Source organism: Kribbella sp. NPDC026611, assembly GCF_040638345.1.
Classification (GTDB): domain Bacteria; phylum Actinomycetota; class Actinomycetes; order Propionibacteriales; family Kribbellaceae; genus Kribbella.
In genome coordinates, this window is sequence record NZ_JBEZYC010000001.1 from 554712 (window position 1) to 572036 (window position 17325).

General features: G+C 69.2%; 14 protein-coding genes. 5 read left to right on the forward strand and 9 right to left on the reverse strand.

Annotation, left to right across the window (positions count from 1 at the left end):
* Positions 1–11 precede the first annotated feature (11 nt).
* Genes nuoL through AB0E69_RS02755 form a run of 4 tightly spaced genes read left to right on the forward strand, consistent with a single transcriptional unit; the run spans position 12 to position 6005 of the window.
* The gene (nuoL, locus tag AB0E69_RS02740; protein WP_360138446.1) at positions 12–1880 is read left to right on the forward strand and encodes an NADH-quinone oxidoreductase subunit L; all 1869 of its coding nucleotides are present in this window, start codon (positions 12–14) and stop codon (positions 1878–1880) included.
* The gene (locus tag AB0E69_RS02745) at positions 1877–3400 is read left to right on the forward strand and encodes an NADH-quinone oxidoreductase subunit M (protein WP_360138449.1); all 1524 of its coding nucleotides are present in this window, start codon (positions 1877–1879) and stop codon (positions 3398–3400) included. Before nuoL ends, AB0E69_RS02745 begins: the two co-directional genes overlap by 4 nt.
* Positions 3397–4986, forward strand: coding sequence for an NADH-quinone oxidoreductase subunit NuoN (gene nuoN / locus AB0E69_RS02750; protein ID WP_360138452.1), 1590 nt, complete (start codon positions 3397–3399; stop codon positions 4984–4986). The genes AB0E69_RS02745 and nuoN overlap by 4 nt, the downstream gene beginning before the upstream one ends.
* Positions 4983–6005, forward strand: coding sequence for a polyprenyl synthetase family protein (locus AB0E69_RS02755; RefSeq protein WP_360138455.1), 1023 nt, complete (start codon positions 4983–4985; stop codon positions 6003–6005). Before nuoN ends, AB0E69_RS02755 begins: the two co-directional genes overlap by 4 nt.
* A gap of 31 nt (positions 6006–6036) precedes the next feature.
* Here AB0E69_RS02755 and AB0E69_RS02760 read toward each other — a convergent pair whose 3' ends face one another.
* The 4 genes from AB0E69_RS02760 to rarD form a co-directional block, all read right to left on the reverse strand.
* Positions 6037–7551 carry a phospholipase D-like domain-containing protein gene (locus AB0E69_RS02760; protein ID WP_360138458.1) on the reverse strand — a complete coding sequence of 505 codons (1515 nt, stop codon included), beginning with the start codon at positions 7549–7551 and terminating at the stop codon, positions 6037–6039.
* Positions 7552–7637: 86 nt separating this feature from the next.
* Positions 7638–7787 carry a hypothetical protein gene (locus AB0E69_RS02765; protein ID WP_360138461.1) on the reverse strand — a complete coding sequence of 50 codons (150 nt, stop codon included), beginning with the start codon at positions 7785–7787 and terminating at the stop codon, positions 7638–7640.
* Between the two features lie 107 nt (positions 7788–7894).
* The gene (locus AB0E69_RS02770; protein WP_360138464.1) at positions 7895–9991 is read right to left on the reverse strand and encodes a hypothetical protein; all 2097 of its coding nucleotides are present in this window, start codon (positions 9989–9991) and stop codon (positions 7895–7897) included.
* Between the two features lie 100 nt (positions 9992–10091).
* Positions 10092–11009: an EamA family transporter RarD gene (gene rarD, locus AB0E69_RS02775; RefSeq protein ID WP_360138467.1), complete on the reverse strand. Its 918-nt coding sequence runs from the start codon at positions 11007–11009 to the stop codon at positions 10092–10094.
* A 105-nt stretch (positions 11010–11114) separates the two neighbouring features.
* Here rarD and AB0E69_RS02780 point away from each other — a divergent pair, with 105 nt between their 5' ends.
* Positions 11115–11867, forward strand: a complete 753-nt coding sequence (locus AB0E69_RS02780) for a TIM barrel protein (RefSeq protein ID WP_360138470.1) — start codon at positions 11115–11117, stop codon at positions 11865–11867.
* Here AB0E69_RS02780 and AB0E69_RS02785 read toward each other — a convergent pair.
* The 5 genes from AB0E69_RS02785 to AB0E69_RS02805 form a co-directional block, all read right to left on the reverse strand.
* Positions 11864–13237: a hypothetical protein gene (locus AB0E69_RS02785; RefSeq protein WP_360138473.1), complete on the reverse strand. Its 1374-nt coding sequence runs from the start codon at positions 13235–13237 to the stop codon at positions 11864–11866. The two genes, AB0E69_RS02780 and AB0E69_RS02785, sit on opposite strands and share 4 nt — an antisense overlap.
* Complete coding sequence (locus AB0E69_RS02790) at positions 13234–13770, reverse strand: SigE family RNA polymerase sigma factor (protein WP_360138476.1); 537 nt, start codon at positions 13768–13770, stop codon at positions 13234–13236. Before AB0E69_RS02790 ends, AB0E69_RS02785 begins: the two co-directional genes overlap by 4 nt.
* A 65-nt stretch (positions 13771–13835) precedes the next feature.
* Entirely contained in the window at positions 13836–15083 is a 1248-nt protein-coding gene (locus AB0E69_RS02795) for a DUF445 domain-containing protein (RefSeq protein WP_360138479.1), read from the reverse strand.
* Between the two features lie 35 nt (positions 15084–15118).
* Positions 15119–16309 carry an MFS transporter gene (locus tag AB0E69_RS02800; RefSeq protein ID WP_360138481.1) on the reverse strand — a complete coding sequence of 397 codons (1191 nt, stop codon included), beginning with the start codon at positions 16307–16309 and terminating at the stop codon, positions 15119–15121.
* Positions 16299–17309 (reverse strand): hypothetical protein, encoded by a 1011-nt coding sequence (locus AB0E69_RS02805; protein WP_360138484.1) that lies wholly within the window; start codon positions 17307–17309, stop codon positions 16299–16301. The genes AB0E69_RS02800 and AB0E69_RS02805 overlap by 11 nt, the downstream gene beginning before the upstream one ends.
* Positions 17310–17325: the final 16 nt, after the last annotated feature.

A 17325-nucleotide genomic window follows, 5' to 3' on the forward strand; every position in this document is an offset into this window, starting at 1 on the left:
GGTAAGCACCGATGAGTCATGAGCTGACGTGGCTGCTGGTCGCGGTACCGGCGCTGTCCGCGGCGATCCTGCTGCTCGGTGGCAAGGCCACCAACGCGTGGGGTCACCTGCTGGGCACGCTGGCCCCGATCATCTCCTTCGCCTGCGGTCTCCTGCTCTTCTTCCAGATGCAGGGCAAGTCGGGTGAAGAGCGGTCCGAGACGGCCAAGCTGTTCGAGTGGTTCTCGGTCGGCCACATCAAGGTGGACTTCACGCTGCTGATCGACCCGCTGTCGATCCTGTTCGTGCTGCTGATCACCGGTGTCGGGTCGCTGATCCACATCTACTCGATCGGCTACATGGAGCACGACGCCCGGCGGCGCCGGTTCTTCGGGTACCTGAACCTGTTCATCGCGGCGATGCTGCTGCTGGTGCTGGCCGCGGACTACCTGCTGGTCTTCGTCGGCTGGGAGGGCGTCGGTCTGGCGTCGTACCTGCTGATCGGGTTCTGGCAGCACAAGGACTCGGCCGCGGTCGCCGCGAAGAAGGCGTTCGTGGTGAACCGGGTCGGTGACATCGGCCTCTCGCTCGCGGTGATGAGCATGTGGGCGCTCTTCGGCTCCTCGGCCTTCGCCACGGTGAACGCTGGTGCCCCGCACCTGTCCGCGACCTGGGCCACGCTGCTCGGCCTGATGCTGTTGCTCGCCGCCTGCGGCAAGTCCGCGCAGGTGCCGCTGCAGTCCTGGCTGCTGGACGCGATGGAAGGCCCGACCCCGGTGTCGGCGCTGATCCACGCGGCGACCATGGTCACCGCGGGCGTCTACCTGGTGGTTCGCTCGCACGCGATCTACGCGGTCACCGACGCGGCCTCCACCGCGGTGGTGATCGTCGGGACGGTCACCGCGCTGGCCGGTGCGATCATCGGTTGCGCCAAGGACGACATCAAGAAGGCGCTGGCCGGCTCGACCATGAGCCAGATCGGCTACATGATGCTCGCCGCCGGTCTCGGGCCGGTGGGGTACGTGTTCGCGATCTTCCACCTGCTCACCCACGGCTTCTTCAAGGCCAACATGTTCCTCGGTGCCGGCTCGGTGATGCACGGCATGAACGACGACGTGAACATGCGCCACTACGGCGCCCTGCGGTCGGCGATGAAGGTCACCTTCGTCACCTTCGGCTTCGGCTACCTGGCGATCCTCGGCATCCCGCCGTTCGCCGGCTTCTTCAGCAAGGACAAGATCATCGAGGCCGCGTTCGCGGACAACCTGGTGATCGGTCTGTGCGCGCTGCTCGGCGCCGGCATCACCGCGTTCTACATGACCCGGGTGATGCTGATGACGTTCTTCGGCACGAAGCGCTGGGACGACGAGGTGCACCCGCACGAGTCGCCGAAGGTGATGACGTGGCCGCTGATCATCCTGGCCGCGCTCTCGCTCGGTGGCGGTGCGCTGTACTTCGCCGGCCACTGGATCGTGAACTGGCTGGAGCCGGTGGTCGGGCACAAGGAGGAAGAGGGCCCGCTCAGCGCGCTGGTGATGACGATCATCACGCTCGCGGTGGTGGCCGTCGGGATCGCGATCTCGGTGCTGATGTACCGCCGGGACATCCCGCGCGAGGCACCGGCCGGTTCCCCGGTCACCACGTTCGCGCGGCGTGACCTGTACGGCGACGCGCTGAACGAGGCGCTCTTCATGCGCCCGGGCCAGTACCTGACCCGGACGCTGGTCTGGCTCGACAACCGGGGCGTGGACGGCCTGGTGAACGGGCTGGCCGCACTCTTCGGTGGGCTGTCCGGCCGGCTCCGCCGGTTCCAGACGGGCTTCGTCCGTTCGTACGCACTCAGCATGGTCTTCGGCGCCGCATTCGTGGTCGTCGCCCTCCTCGCGGTGAGGTTGTCGTGAACATCGGTTGGCTGACCCTGTTACTGCTCCTGCCGTTCGTGGGAGCCATCGTGACGATGCTGGTCCCGAAGGCGAAGGCCCTGCTGTCCAAGCAGGTCGCGCTCGGGTTCTCGCTCGTCACGCTGGTGCTGACCGCGATCGTCGCGATCGGTTACCACCGCAACGGCGCCGCGGACTACGCCGAGACGCACACCTGGATCAAGGCCTTCGGCGCGCACTACGCGCTCGGTCTGGACGGTGTCGGCGTGGTGCTGGTGGTGCTGACCGCGCTGCTGACGCCGATCGTGCTGATCGCCTCCTGGAACGACGCGCAGCACGGCCGCTGGTCGGAGAAGTCCTTCTTCGCCTGGATCCTCGGCCTCGAGGCGCTGTCGATCGGAGTCTTCTCCGCGACCGACGTGTTCCTGTTCTACGTGCTGTTCGAGGCCACGCTGATCCCGATGTACTTCCTGATCGGTGGCTTCGGCGGCCCGCAGCGCTCGTACGCGGCAGTGAAGTTCCTGCTCTATTCGCTGCTCGGTGGTCTGCTGATGCTGGCGTCGGTCGTCGGCCTGTACGTCGTCTCCGCCAAGCACGGCAACCCGTCGTACCTGCTCGCCGACATGGTGAAGCTGGACATGAGCCAGAACACCGAGCGCTGGCTGTTCCTCGGCTTCTTCTTCGCGTTCGCGGTCAAGGCGCCGATGGTGCCGTTCCACACCTGGCTGCCGGACGCGGCCGGTGAGGCGACGCCGGGCACCTCGGTGCTGCTGGTCGGCATCCTGGACAAGATCGGCACCTTCGGGATGATCCGGTTCTGCCTGGGCCTGTTCCCGAACGCGTCCCAGTGGGCGACTCCGGTCGTCCTGATCCTGGCCCTGATCTCGGTGCTGTACGGCGCGCTGCTGGCGATCGGCCAGACCGACATCAAGCGGCTGATCGCCTACACCTCGATCTCGCACTTCGGCTTCATCGTGATGGGTATCTTCGCGCTGACGTCGCAGGGCCTGACCGGATCGACGCTGTACATGTTCAACCACGGACTCTCCACTGCGGCGTTGTTCCTGGTCGCCGGGTACCTGATCTCCCGGCGCGGGTCCGCGCGGATCGCCGACTACGGCGGGGTGGAGAAGGTGGCCCCGGTGCTGGCCGGCACGTTCCTGTTCGCCGGCCTGTCCAGCCTCGCACTGCCGGGTATGTCGCCGTTCATCTCCGAGTTCATGGTGCTGGCCGGGACGTTCAGCCGGCACAAGGCGATCGCCGTGATCGCGGTGCTCGGGATCGTGCTCGCCGCGCTGTACATCCTGCTGATGTACCAGCGCACGATGACCGGTCCGGTCCGCGACGGCATCGAGAAGCTCAAGGACCTGAACCCGCGTGAGGTGCTCGCGATCGCGCCGCTGATGCTGCTGATCGTCGGCCTCGGGATCTTCCCGAAGCCGGTGGTCGACATCATCAAGCCCGCGGTCGAATCGACCATGCAGCAAATGGGCGTGACCGACAAGGCTCCGCAGATCCCCGTGACGGAGGGACAGAAGTGATCCCGCACATTCTGCCGCTGGCGGACTTCGTCGCGCCGAAGCTCGAGTACAACGAGCTGGCTCCGCTGCTCGTCGTCTTCGGTGCGGCGTGCGTCGGCGTCCTGGTCGAGGCGTTCCTGCCCCGGTCGCTCCGGCACCTGGCCCAGCTGGCGATCACCGTCGTCGCGGTGGTCGTGTCCGGCGTACTGACCGGCATCCTGATGCACGGCAAGAAGGAGCTGCTGGCGGCCCAGGGCGCGATCTCGGTCGACGGCCCGGCGCTGTTCACCTGGCTGATCCTGCTCGCGCTGACGCTGATCAGCGTGCTGCTGTTCGCCGAGCGGTCGGTCGACGGCGGGCTGTCCGCGTTCGCCGGCCAGGCGGCCGCCGTACCGGGGTCCGAGGCCGAGCGCGAGGGTACGGCGCTCCGCATCGAGCACACCGAGATCTTCCCGCTGACGCTGTTCGCGGTCGGCGGCATGATGCTGTTCGCGGCGTCGAACGACCTGCTGCTGCTGTTCGTCGCGCTCGAGGTCTTCTCGCTGCCGCTGTACCTGCTCTGCGGCCTGGCCCGCCGTCGCCGGCTGATCTCGCAGGAAGCCGCGATGAAGTACTTCCTGCTCGGCGCGTTCTCGTCCGCGTTCCTGCTGTTCGGGATCGCGCTGCTGTACGGGTACGCCGGCACCATGTCGCTCGGCGGGATCGCCGACGCGCTGGCCACCCAGACCGGTGGCGACACCATCCTGCTGGCCGGCACCGGGCTGGTCGGCGTCGGCCTGCTGTTCAAGGTCGGCGGCGTACCGTTCCACTCCTGGACGCCGGACGTGTACCAGGGCGCGCCGACGCCGGTCACCGGGTTCATGGCGGCCTGCACCAAGATCGCCGCCTTCGTCGGCCTGATGCGGGTCTTCTACGTCGCGCTCGGCGGGACGCGCTGGGACTGGGCACCGATGATGTGGATCATCGCGATCCTCACCATGGTCGTCGGGTCGATCGTCGCGATCACCCAGACCGACGTGAAGCGGATGCTGGCCTACTCCTCGATCGCGCACGCGGGCTTCCTGCTCACCGCGTTCGTCGGGGTCGCGCAGGCCGGGAGTGGCGTGCACAGCGGGATCACCTCGACCCAGGCGGTGCTGTTCTACCTGGTCTCGTACGGCTTCCCGACGCTGGGCGCCTTCGCGGTCGTCACGCTGGTCCGCGACGCCGGTGGCGAGGCGACGCACCTGTCGCGCTGGGCCGGGCTGGGCAAGAAGTCGCCGCTGCTGGCCGGGATCTTCGCGTTCTTCCTGCTGTCCTTCGCCGGCATCCCGCTGACCGCGGGCTTCACCGGCAAGTGGGCCGTCTTCAGCGCGGCGTGGACAGGCGGCGCGTGGCCGTTGGTCGTGGTCGCCGTACTGTCGAGCCTCGTGGCCGCGTTCTTCTACGTCCGCGTGATCGTGCTGATGTTCTTCTCCGACCTGCCGGCCGACTCGCCGGACGTGGCGCTGCCGGGCTGGCAGACCACTTCGGCGGTTGCACTGGGTCTTGCTGCCACGGTCGTGCTCGGTCTCGTCCCCGGGCCGGTGCTGGACCTGGCGGCCCGAGCTGGTGAGTTCATCCGTTGAGTCCGACCCCGCTGCCGGCCGAGAGCCTGGGATTCGAGTTCGCCGACGCGGCGCTCGAGTCCCGGGTTCGTGCTGGGCTCGAGCGGGTCGAGCAGGCGCTGCTGGACGCGACCCAGTCCGAGGCGCCGTTCGTCACCGCGGCGTCGCAGCACGTCATGGTTGCCGGCGGCAAGCGGTTCCGGCCGTTGCTGGTGCTGCTGGGCGCGGAGTTCGGTCCGGACGTCGAGTCCGCGGACGTGGTGAAGGCCGCGGTCGTCGTGGAGCTCACACACGTCGCGACCCTGCACCACGACGACGTGATGGACGAGGCCGCGCTGCGGCGCGGGTCGTCGACGGCGAACGCGCGCTGGGACAACTCGGTCGCGATCCTCTCCGGCGACTGGCTGTTCGCGCGGGCGTCTGACCTGGTCGCGGACCTCGGGCCGGAAGCGGTCCGGATCCAGGCGCGCACCTTCGGCCGGCTGGTCGAGGGCCAGATCCGCGAGACCATGGGTGTCGCCGAGGGCCAGGACCCGCTCAAGCACTACCTGTCGGTGGTCGCCGACAAGACCGGCTCGCTGATCGCGACGTCCGCCCTCTTCGGTGCCCGGTACGCCGGTGCCTCCGAGGAGATCCAGGAGTCGCTGCGAGCCTTCGGTGAAGAGATCGGCGTGGCCTTCCAGCTCGCCGACGACCTCCTGGACATCGCCTCGGAGTCCGGCCAGTCCGGCAAGACCCCCGGCACCGACCTCCGCGAGGGCGTCCCCACCCTCCCGGTCCTCATCTTCCGGGCCCAGGCCGACCCCACGGACCCCACCGACGCCCGCCTCCTCGAGCTCCTGGACTCCGACCTCTCCGACGACGCCCGCCTGGCGGAAACCCTCGACCTCCTCCGCTCGCACCCGTCCTTCGCCCAAGCCGAAGACGACGTCCGCCGCCGAGCCGCCGACGCCCGCAACCTCCTCACCACCCTCCCCGAAGGCACCGCAAGAGAAGCCCTAGACGCCCTCTGCGACCTGGTAGCCACCCGCTCCGTCTGAAGCACTCCGTGAGTACGTCGGGGGTGGTTGGTCAGAAGGTGTTGTGGCGGCGGGCGGCGTGGGGGCGGCCGTCGGGGTCGTAGAGGTGGTGGGAGAGCCAGGGGGCCCAGAGGGTTTGGGGGCGGGTGAGTGGCTGGGGGCGGTGGGAGCGGAGGCGGCCGGCGGGTCGTTGTCCTTGGCAACCAGTTTCGTGCCAGTGGTCGAGGGCGGCCGCCGTACTGCGCCACTCGTCGAAGCCGGTGACCGGGTCGAGGTCCGGCGTACCGGTGCCGAGGTGCTCCGACCAGAGTCGGGCGCGGAGCGACCTGGCCAGGTCGGGGGAGTCGACGGCGCAGGTGAGTTCGCTGTCGTTGGTCCAGGAACGGCGGTTGAAGTTGTCCGAACCGCAGGTCATCCAGGTGTCGTCGATGATGCAGACCTTGGCGTGCACATAGATCGGTACTCCGGATTCGTTCTCCAGGTCGAAGACCGCCACCCGGTCCGAGTCGAGCAGCCGGAGGGCCTCGAGCTGTGCGTAGCGGGCCGGTGGCCCGCTGAACCGGCCGTCCTGGTCCGGGTACCGCGGGACGACCGCGATGATCCGCAGATCCGGCGACCGGTCGAGCGCCTCCCGCAGGCTCTCGGTCACGGCGCCGGACCACAAGTACTGATCCTCGAGATAGATCAGCCTCCGCGCCCGCCCGAACGCCTTCCGGTACGCGCGGGCGATGCTGTGCTCACCGCGCGGGGCGAACGGAAACCCCGGATGCTTGTGCGCATACGTCCGCAGTACCTGGACCGCATGCGGCCCCGCCGCGGGCGGATCCGGGAACGCCTCCGGCAACGTGCCCGGATGCCGCGGCATCCGGGCCAGCCGCTGAACCACCATCCGGTACGGCGTCCGTCGGTCGAGCGGATGCGGATCGTCCCACCGCTCCACGAACGTTCGAAGCAGATCCCCGACCACCGGACCGTGAATCTCCAGCATCAGGTCGTGCCACGGCGCCCGGCTCCCGTAGCGCGCGTCCATCGGCCCGGTCTGCGGGTCGCCCTGGTGCCGTTCGTCGTCGCGACGACCGTGGCTCAGGTCGATCCCGCCGACGAACGCGACGTCGGTCGCCGGGTCGTCCCGATGCCGGATGACAAAGAGCTTCTGGTGGTGCGACGCCAACCGGCGTACCCGCTGATCCAGCAGGACCTCCCCACCGGCCACGTTCAGCTCGGCGCCGAAGTGCCGATTCTCCTGGGAGTTGAAGCTGAGGTGGTCGGAGTGCGACCGCCACAGCAGACCCCGGACCTCCACGCCGGCGCGCGCGACGTCGCAGAGTACTTCGCCGATCGACGGACCGTCGTCGTACAGGATCTCGTCGGGATCGCCGCGCCAGTCGGTGAAGTAGACCCGGTCACCCGGCCGCAGGTCGCACAGTTCGTCGTACAACCGCCGGAAGTACGTCGCGCCGTGGATCAGCGGCTGGACCAGGTTGCCCTCGGTCCAGGCGCCGTCGGCGTCGATGTCGGTGGCCGGGTTACCGCGCTCGTCCGCCGACAGGAACCACTCATGCCTCACCCGTCCCCGGTGCCCACGACCACCTCACCTCACCGCTGCTCCCAGGCGGGGCTTTCGGTGTAGTGGTTGAACTCCTCAGAAAAGTGTCAGGACTTCAGGTTGTGGAAACGGCTGCGGGTGTTCTCCGGTGCCTGGGGGTTGGTCCGCTCGACCTCAGCTGCAACGTCGGCGATCGTGCGGGCGGCGAGCTCGCGGCGGTAGGTCAGTTCCGCGCCGCGCATCGCCTGCGAGATCACGCAGACCTTGACGTAGTCGGCCTTCGGTCCGGAGACCGAGGTGAGGATGCCGGCCCGGGTGAGCAGTCAAGAGGCCCGGCGCCGACCGCGCGCCGGGCCTCGAGCGATCAGGTACGGCGGACCGCCAGGCCGTCGATCTGGTAGACCTTGCCGGCCGTCCTCGTGGTCAGCAGCACCGAACCGGTCAGGAAGGTGGCCGGCACCGGCAGCGGCACGATCGACTGGTAGGCCAGCGACGGGTTGCTCAGGTCGACGATGCCGACGGACTTCCCGTTGTAGTAGACATCCAGGCTCCCGCAGGTCGAACACTTCGTCGCGACCAGCCAGAGCCGCTTGGCCTGCACGCTGCTGCGGGACACCGAGATCCCGTTCGAGGTGGTGACGGTAGCGGTGCCCAGGTAGTAGGCGGAGTTGCTCGCGCGGGTCCAGCCGGTCGTGGCGGTCATCGCCCGGTCGTCCGACGGCCGGGAGAAGCAGCGGTCCGCGGTCCAGCCGGAGACGTTGCCAGCGGCATCCTTTGCGCGGACCGAGACGCAGTACTCGTACCCGGCGGCCATGCCGATCGCGACCGAGGTCGCCGTCGTACCGGACTTGACCGGGGCGTAGTTCCCGAAGTTCCCGGCCGTCGGTGCGATGCGCCAGCGGACGTCGTACGAGCTGACCGGCGTGGCGCTGTCGTCCGAGCCGGAGTAGGTGACAGTCGCGGTTGCCGCCTTCGTGACGTCGAACGTCGGGCTGGTGATCTGCACGGTGGGCGCGGTGAGATCGACGAGCACATACCGGAAGGCGACGCTGGCGTGCCCGTCCGCGTCCACCGCCTTGACCAGGAACTTGTGCGAGCCCGCAGGCACCCCACTCCGCTGGTACGGCGACGTGCACGGGACGGCCGCTTCGGTGTCGAACTGACAGGTCGTGGTCACCGGACTGGCAATGCCGCTGGTGTCGAACGGGATGCTGACTGTGCTGCCCATCGGGGTCGAGGTCGATCCCAGGCTTACCCGAGCGCCCTGCCACACCGCGGACCCGATGCGGTCGGTGCCCTGGGTGCGGTACACGGTTTCGCCCGCCCCGAGCGTGCCGTCGGCTGCGACCGGCAGGGACACCAGTGCGCTGCCGCCGAAGCGGATCGGCTGGTTCATCAGGACCGTCGAACCGTCGGGTGACCAGGTGATACCGATCGGACGCTGCTCGGTCGCGGTGCCGAGCTTCGGCGTACCGCCACTGACCGGGACGATCGCCGGTGCGTTGCCGTCGATGTACGCGATCCAGCGGTTGTCCGGGGACACGGACGGCATCGAGCTCTGCTCGGTACCGGCGATGGAGCCGGTGACGACGCCGTCGGCCTTGGCCTGGACGAACTCGAGCCGCCCGCTGGCGCCGTCCTTGACGATCAGGTTGGAGTTGGTCACCCAGGTCGGCATCTGCAGGTCGCAACCGACCCGCGCTGGCGTCCCTCCGGTGGCTGGGACGATCTCGACGCAGGAGCCTCCAGTCGGCTGCAGCCGTTCGAAGGCGATTCTTGACCCGTCCGGCGACCAGGCCAGCCGGATGATGCCGGACGAGCCGTCGAGGATCTGCACCGGTGTCGCGTGCGGCACATCGGCGCGGACCCGCCAGATCGCGAGCTGCCCCTTGGCGAACGCGATCTCCCGGCCGTCGGGCGAGGCCGCGACGACGTCGCCGATCACCTGCGTGGGTCCGTCCGGTGCGAGCGGGACGACCTGCTGCCCGTCGGGTACGGCGATCTGTCCCGCGTACGTCCGGGTGTTGCCGTTCTGCAGCCAGATCGTGTGGCCGACCGTGATCGCCTGATGCGCCGGCGGCAGCGTGATCGGCGTACTGCGCGGTCCTTCGCCCTCGGCGTTGACCGCGGCAACGGAGTAGGTCGCGCCGGTGAGGTGCTCGGACTCGTGCCACTGGAACCCGACGTCGTTCCACGCGGGCTGCCACGGCAGAGCGGTGTCGACCCCGTCGGCGACGCGGTGGACGACGTAGCCGGTGACGGCGTCGTCGTTGGCGTCCGGCGCCGCGGTCCAGCGCAGGTCGACGCCGGTGAGGGTCCCGGCCAGCTTGACGTCCAGCGGAGTGGACGGCAGTTTCGCCGCGCGGACGGCGTACTGCGGGGCGGCGCCGGCTGGGAGCGCCGCGGTCAGGCCGACGGTAGCCAGCACGATCGGTGCCAGGACTCTGAAGGTCGTACGCAAGGAATCCCTCGAATCGGTACGACGGGAGCCCGGTAGGCGCCCGTTCGTCCGTTTATCGAGCGGTCCCGCCTGCCGTTACGGAAATTGCAGCAAGTGGCAATCAAACGGCTGAGGCGGTGACTGCGGCGCGTTCGAGGGCGATCGAGCGGCGGCGGGTGTGCATGCTGTCGAAGGTGAAGAGCGCCAGCGCGACCCACACCAGCGCGAAGCCGGCCCAGCGCATCGGCGTCATCCGCTCGTGGAAGATCACCAGCCCGCAGACGAACTGCATGATCGGCGCGATGTAGTTCAGCAGACCGAGCGTCGTCATCGACACCCGCGTCGCGGCCGCGCCGAAGAGCAGCAGCGGTACGGCGGTGATCGGGCCGGTCAGCAGCACCAGCACGAGGTATCCGGTCCCGTGATGCGTGACTGTCGCGTTGCCCTGCGCGCCCAGGACGACGATCGCCGCCAGCGCGAGCGGCATGACGGTACCGGACTCGATCGCCATCCCCTCGATCGCGCCCGCGCCCGCCTGCTTCTTCGCCAGCCCGTAGAACCCGAACGAGAACGTCAGGATGATCGCCACCCACGGCGGCCGCCCGTTCTCGATCGTCAGGCCGGCGACCGCGACGAAGGCGATCGCCAAGGCGACCCACTGCAGCGCCCGCAGCCGCTCGTGCAGCACGAAGACGCCGAGCAGCACGGTGAACAGCGGCGTGATGAAGTACCCGAGCGATGTCTCCACCACGCGCCCGTGGCCGACGCCCCAGATGTACGTCCCCCAGTTCATCGAGATCAGGAACGCCGCCGCGATCAACGGCCACCGCCGCCGCGGCTCCCTGAGCAGCGCGCGCACCTGCCCGAACTTCCGCAGTACCAGGACCAGCACCACGATCGTCAGCAGCGACCACAGCACCCGGTGCGCCAGCAGCTCGATCGCACCGGACTTGTCCAGCAGCTTCCAGTAGAGCGGGAAGAGCCCCCAGATCAGGTATGCCGCGAACCCGTAGCTGAACCCTCTTCGCTCTTCCGGCACCCCGCCACCCTAAATCCGCCCGTCAGCCCCGTCCAACACCTTTGCTCATGACGTGAGACGGCTTGGTCCGATGGGGTTGGATAGAGGCGTGACTAGGAGGCTCGTGTGAGTGTGAGGACCGGGCTTGTCTCGGTGACGTTTCGGCAGCTGGGGGTCGACGAGGTGGTGGAGGTCGCGGCCAAGGCCGGGCTGTCCGCGGTCGAGTGGGGTGGGGACGTGCACGTTCCGCTCGGCAACCTCGTCACGGCCAAGCGGGTGCGGAACCTGACCGAGGTGCACGGGCTGCAGGTCGCGGCGTACGGGTCGTACCTGCGGGCCGGCAACGTGGACCGCGAGGAGATGCGCTCCGCAGTCGCCACCGCCGAGGCGCTGGGTGCACCCATGATCCGGGTCTGGGCCGGCAACGTCGGTACGGCGGACGCCGGGGTCGGGGACCGGATGGCGGTGACCCGTGGACTCGGTGAGCTTGCCGCGATGGCTGCGTCGTCGGGGATCGAGATCGCGATGGAGTTCCACCGGAACACGCTGACCGACGAGGTCGACTCGACGATCACGCTGCTGCTCGACGTCGGCGCGCCGAACCTGAAGACGTACTGGCAGCCGCCCGTCGACCTGGACGACGCGCAGTGCCTGGCCCAGCTCGAGGCACTGATGCCGTGGCTCAGCACGGTCCACGTCTTCTCCTGGTGGCCGTCGAACAACCGGCTCCCGCTCGAGGCCCGCGAGTCGCTGTGGCGCCCGGTCCTGGACCGCCTGGCCGCCGAACCCCGGCAGATCAATGCCCTGCTGGAGTTCGTCGCCGACGACTCCCCGGAGCAGTTCACCAAGGACGCAGCCAACCTGCACAGCTGGGTCTAACCCTCCGGCGTGTAGAGGGCGATGGCCAGCTTGCCGCCCGGGGCGGGTGTGCCGGCATTGACGTAGAAGTCGACCGTCTTCGGTGTCGTCTGGAGATCTTCGGCGTTCCACCGGAAGCCACCCGACATCGGGCCGTCCTGGTGCGCCGTCAGGCTGTCCCACCGGGTCCAGACGCCGTCGCCGAGCCCGACGCTGCCGTAGACCCAGAGGAACGGCGTACCCACCGGTGTCGTGAGCTGCACCTTGCGCTGCGTCGCCGGGACCACGATCGAGCGGACGAAACGGTACTTCGTGCCCTCGTAGTCCTTCGCGCGGTCGAACGAGATCCCGTGCTCGATGATCTGCTCGCCGGGGTCGTAGATGCCGACACCGATCCTGGCCCGGGACAGCGGACCAGCCTTGCCCTTGGAGACGATCACGCGAGCGGTGACGGTCAGCCGCTTGCCCGGCGTGGCCATCAGCTGCAGCTGGTTGGCCGTGCTCGCCTGCGTCGCGTCGCCGTACCCGGTGTTGCCGTTCACCGTGGTGCCGTCGCTGATCCGGACCTGCACCCGGTACTCCGGGCCGTTCAGTGCGTAGTCGTCCGGCGTACCGAGGGTCTGGACGACGACCGAGCGGCCGGTCGGAACGAACGAGGTCTTCACCTCGGTGACGCCGCGATCGCCGATGACCGCGGCGAGCCGGGTCTGGTAGCCGTTCTGCTTCCGGAAGCGCAGACCGTCCCGCACGTAGTCGCCGGGGAGATCCGGGCCCTCGGGGTCTTGGCCGGCGTTGGCCTGATCCTGGTAGATGCCCACTGCCAGCTGCTGATCGCCTTGCTGGGTTGCGCCTTCAAAGGGCACCAGATCGAGGGTGACCTTGGCCGGCTTGCCGACCGGCGCGTCCGTCCACAGCGCACTGTTGCTCGAGATCCCGGTGGCGACCATCGGTCCGCTGTCCTTCATACAGGGGCGTGAATCGACCGTGAAGCCGTTCACCCGTACCCACAGCGTCGCCTCGCCGTCCTTGCGGCAGCGGCCGTCGAAGCGCGCGTGCTTGCTCGTCGGCGTCCACGTGAACTCGGCATGCCGCTCGCCGGGCTTCGCGGCGAACCCCTTCAGCAGTTGGTCGCCCTCGAGGTCGCCGGGCAGGGTGAAACCGTTCTGGGTGAACGACGGCGGCTCGGCCGGATCGGGCGCCGCGTTGATCAGGGCATGCGGTACGACGATCGCCGCCAGCGCGACCGCGACGAGGGCCGCGCCCGCGGTGGCGAAGCGCCGCTGCCTGGTCCGGCGGATCTTGCGCCGTACGCCGGGGAGCAGGTCGGTGTGCTGGTCGTCGGTGGTCGTGGCGCGGGCGGTCAGCTCGTCGCGCAGGTCTTGGAGGTTCATCGCGGGGTCTCCAGGTCGGCCGGAGTACTGATGGCGGGGTCGAGCCGGAGCTTGGCGAGCGCCTTGGCGGTCTGGCTCTTGACCGTGCCGACCGAGGTGCCGAGCAGCCGGGCGGTCTCGGCCTCGGTGAGGTCTTCGTAGTACCGGAGGACGAGCGTGACGCGTTGGCGGCGGGGGAGACGGCCGATCGCGTCCCAGAGGTCGAGGCCGTCCTCGCCGGCCGGAGCCGGGGAATCGGGCAGGTCGTCGGTCGGGATCTCGCTGTGCCAGCGGCGCCGCCACCAGGACGCGTAGGTGGTGACGAGGATGCGGCGAACGTACGGCTCGGGGTTGTCCTCGCGGATCCGGGACCAGTGGAACCACGCCTTGGCCAAGGCGGTCTGCACGAGGTCCTCGGCCAGCGCGTGGTCACGGGTGAGCAGGTACGCGGTCCGGACGAGCGCCCGCGACCGCGCCGCAACGAAGCCATCGAAGCTCTCCGCGGTCCGCACCGCCGTCACCCCCGTCCTCAGCACGCCATCGTCGATCGTCACATCCAGGCAGACCAGCTGACCCCACCGAATGGTTGCCCCGCCGGCCCGGACGTGGAGTGTGGGGTCTAGAGCAGTTGGCTGATGGTGTGGATGAGCAGGCCTACGAGGGCGCCGACGACGGTGCCGTTGATGCGGATGAACTGGAGGTCGCGGCCGACGTGCAGTTCGATGCGGGCGGCGGCCTCGCGGCCGTCCCAGCGTTCGATGGTGTCGGAGATGACCGAGACGATTTCCCGGCCGTACGTGCGGACGACGTACCCGACGGCCTCGGCGGCCCGGGTGTCGACCCTGGTGCGCAGCGACTCGTCGTCCTGGAGTCGTTTGCCCAGGTCCTGGATGGCGCGTACGCCGCGGGCGCGGAGCGTGCTGTCGGGGTCGTTGATCGCCTCGATGAGCGCCGTCCGCATCGCGTCCCAGACGGCGGTGAGGCTGTTGCCCATGTCGGGGTGGGTCAGCATCCGCGCCTTCCACGCCTCGAACCGGGCCATCGTGTCGGGGTCGTGCTGCAGGTCGTCGGCCAGCTGACCCAGCAGCCGATCGACGGCTCGTCGCGCCGCGTGCGACTGGTTGTCGCGTACGTCGGCCAGCCACGCCAGCGCCTCGCGGTGGATCCGGTCGATCACGAGCCGGTCCACCCACTGCGGCGACCAGCGCGGCGCCCGCGGACCGACGACGTCGGCCAGTAGGTCGCGATTGACGGCCAGCCAGTCGTAGGCCTCGGCCACCAGCAGGTCGAACAACGCGTGGTGCGCGCCGTCCTCCACCACCGACTGGACGAAGTGTCCGGCGATCGGACTCAACGGCTCCTTCACAAACCGCGGCAGCAACGACCCGCGTACGAAGGCGGCCACATCCTCGTCGCCGAGCTTCGGCAGGGCCGCACCGATCGTGCGCGCGCCCTCCGCCACGATCCGCTCGGCGTGCGTCCCGGCGGCCAGCCACTCACCCGCGCGGCGGCTCACCTCGGCGGTCCGCATCTTCTCCGCGACGACCTCCTCGGAGAGGAAGTTCTCGGTGACGAACTGCTCCAGGCTCTCGGCCAGGCTGTCCTTGCGGGTCGGAACGATCGCCGTGTGCGGGATCGGCAGCCCGAGCGGGTGCCGGAACAGCGCCGTGACGGCGAACCAGTCCGCCAGCGCACCCACCATCGCCGCCTCGGCCGCCGCGTTCAGGTACGCCCAACCACCCTCGTGATGGAGGCTGAATACGTATACAACCGCCGCGAGCGCCAGCAGCGCCAACGCCACCGATCGCATCCGCCGCAGACCCTGCCGCCGGACGACGTCGGCGGCACTCAACGTCAAGGTCGCCATACCTTGATCTAACCAAGTCGGTGGGAACGAAACCCTCAGGCAAGCACCTGAGTCGACCCTCGACGTTCCATCAGGCCCGAGATCAGCGCCAGCACCAGCCCGGCCACGGCCAGCCCGGCGCCGAGCCGGCTCGGCCATTCGTAGCCGTAGCCGGCGGCCAGGACGACGCCGCCGAGCCAGGCGCCGAGTGCGTTCGCGATGTTCAGCGTGGAGTGGTTGAGGGAGGCGGCCAGCGACTGGCCCTCGTGCGCCACGTCCATCAGGCGGGTCTGCAGCGCGGGGACGAGGATGCTCGCCGAGCAGCCCAGCGCGAACACCGCGATCAAGGCGCCCGGCCGCGTCTGCGCGAGCCAGCCGAACGTACCCAGAACGACAGCGACCGCGACGAGTCCGCCGTACACGCTGCCCATCAGCGAGCGGTCCGCGAGCCGTCCACCGAGCACGGTCCCGCAGGTCATGCCGACGCCGTACGCCGCCAGCACGAGCGTCACCGCGGACTCGGAGAAGCCGGCGAGCTCCGTCATCGTCGGGGTGATGTACGAGTACGTCGCGAACATGCCGCCGAAGCCGACCATGCCGACGAGCAACGCCATCCACACCTGCGGACGAGCCAGCGCGCTCAGTTCGCTGCGGACGTTCACGTCGCTGCCGACCGGCTGCGGCGGCACCCAGAACCAGACCGCGACCAGCGTCAGCAGCCCAAGCACACCGACCGCCAGGAACGGCACCTGCCATCCGAGCCGCTGACCGAGCAGGGTGGTGACCGGTACGCCGATGATGTTCGCGACCGGCAGCCCGACCATCGTCATCGACACCGCCCGCGCCCGCCGATCGGCCGGTACGAGCGAGGAGCCGACCACCGCGCCGATCCCGAAGAACGCGCCGTGCGGTACGCCGGACAGGAACCGCGCGGCCATCAGGAACTCGTAGCTCGAGGCAACGGCCGACAGTACGTTGCCGACCACGAACACCGCCATCAGACCGAGCAGCAGCCGCTTCCGGCCGGTCCGCGCGCCCAGGGCCGCGATCACCGGAGCGCCAACCACGACCCCCAGCGCGTACGCCGAGATGACGTGACCGGCGGTCGGGATCGAGATGTGCACGCCGTCGGCGATCTGCGGTAGCAGGCCCATCGTGACGAACTCGGTGGTTCCGATCGCGAAACCACCGGTCGCCAGGGCGAACAGCGCCGGGCCGGCGTGCGAGGCGGTTGTGTCAGGAGTCACCGAACTTGTCACACCTGATTGTCGCAGAGATCAGCAGGGCGACGGCGAGGAGGGCGAAGACGCCGTTGCCGATCAGGTCGACGGCGTGCGGGGCCGGGAAGACCGGCGATTCGGGGAAGGCGTGCCAGGCGTAGGTGAGGAGGGCGCCGCCGGCTGCGGCCAGCGCGTGCATGCGGGTCCACGCGGGACGGCGGGACCAGGTGACGAGGACGAACGCCGCGAGTACTTCGAGGGCCAGCATCAGGAGCGCTTCGAGCCAGGGGTTGTGGAGGTTGTCGTTGACGAGCATCCAGGCGGAGCTGAGGACCAGACCGGCCGCGCCGACGATCCACGCGGAGGGCACGGAGGATGCCGAGGGCACGGCAGTCCGGTGCTTCGTACGTTGGCCGATCCAGGTGCCGAGGGCAACGAGGGCGACGATCGCGATGCCGGTGCCGAGGTCCTGCCCGGTGGAGGCGCGGAAGGCGTCTTTCGTGTAGCCGAAGGCGGTGGTTGCGACCACGCCGGCGAGGAAGAGGGCGCCGTACACGCCGAGGCCGACGTTGCCGAGCCAGGGTTCGCGCGGGCGGCGGGACAGCGACTCCATCAGCACGATCGGGACCGTGATGCTCCACACCGTGTGCAGGCCGAGGACGAGGACGGTCCACGGCGCGCCCATGCCGAGTGCACCGATATGCCCGGGGTCGAGGAGGCGGAGACCGGCGTAGTTCGGGTTGAACAGGGACTGGGTGGTGATGCCTTCCTCGATCACGCCGTACGCGAGGGCGAAGACGAGCACGGTCGGGTAGCCCCAGCCGCGGCGCCGGACGACTTCGCGGATCAGGACCGCGCCACCGCCGTACAGCGGAGCCAGGGTGAGCAGCGCGAAGAGCGCCGAGATCGGGATGTTCCCGAGCAGGAACTCCGCCACCAGCGGAGACAGGAAGAACAGGCCGAGGGCGGGCAGGCCGCGCTTCACTCCACGCCGCTGAGTGGGCGTCGTCAGGGTCGGGTTCGTCATGGTCATCACTGTCCCG

Excerpts from the sequence above, each read along its gene's own strand:
- nuoL (WP_360138446.1), top strand. The coding sequence starts at position 12 with ATGAGTCATGAGCTGACGTGGCTGCTGGTCGCGGTACCGGCGCTGTCC.
- AB0E69_RS02795 (WP_360138479.1), bottom strand. The coding sequence starts at position 15,083 with ATGGCGACCTTGACGTTGAGTGCCGCCGACGTCGTCCGGCGGCAGGGT.
- AB0E69_RS02785 (WP_360138473.1), bottom strand. The coding sequence starts at position 13,237 with ATGAACCTCCAAGACCTGCGCGACGAGCTGACCGCCCGCGCCACGACC.
- AB0E69_RS02805 (WP_360138484.1), bottom strand. The coding sequence starts at position 17,309 with ATGACGAACCCGACCCTGACGACGCCCACTCAGCGGCGTGGAGTGAAG.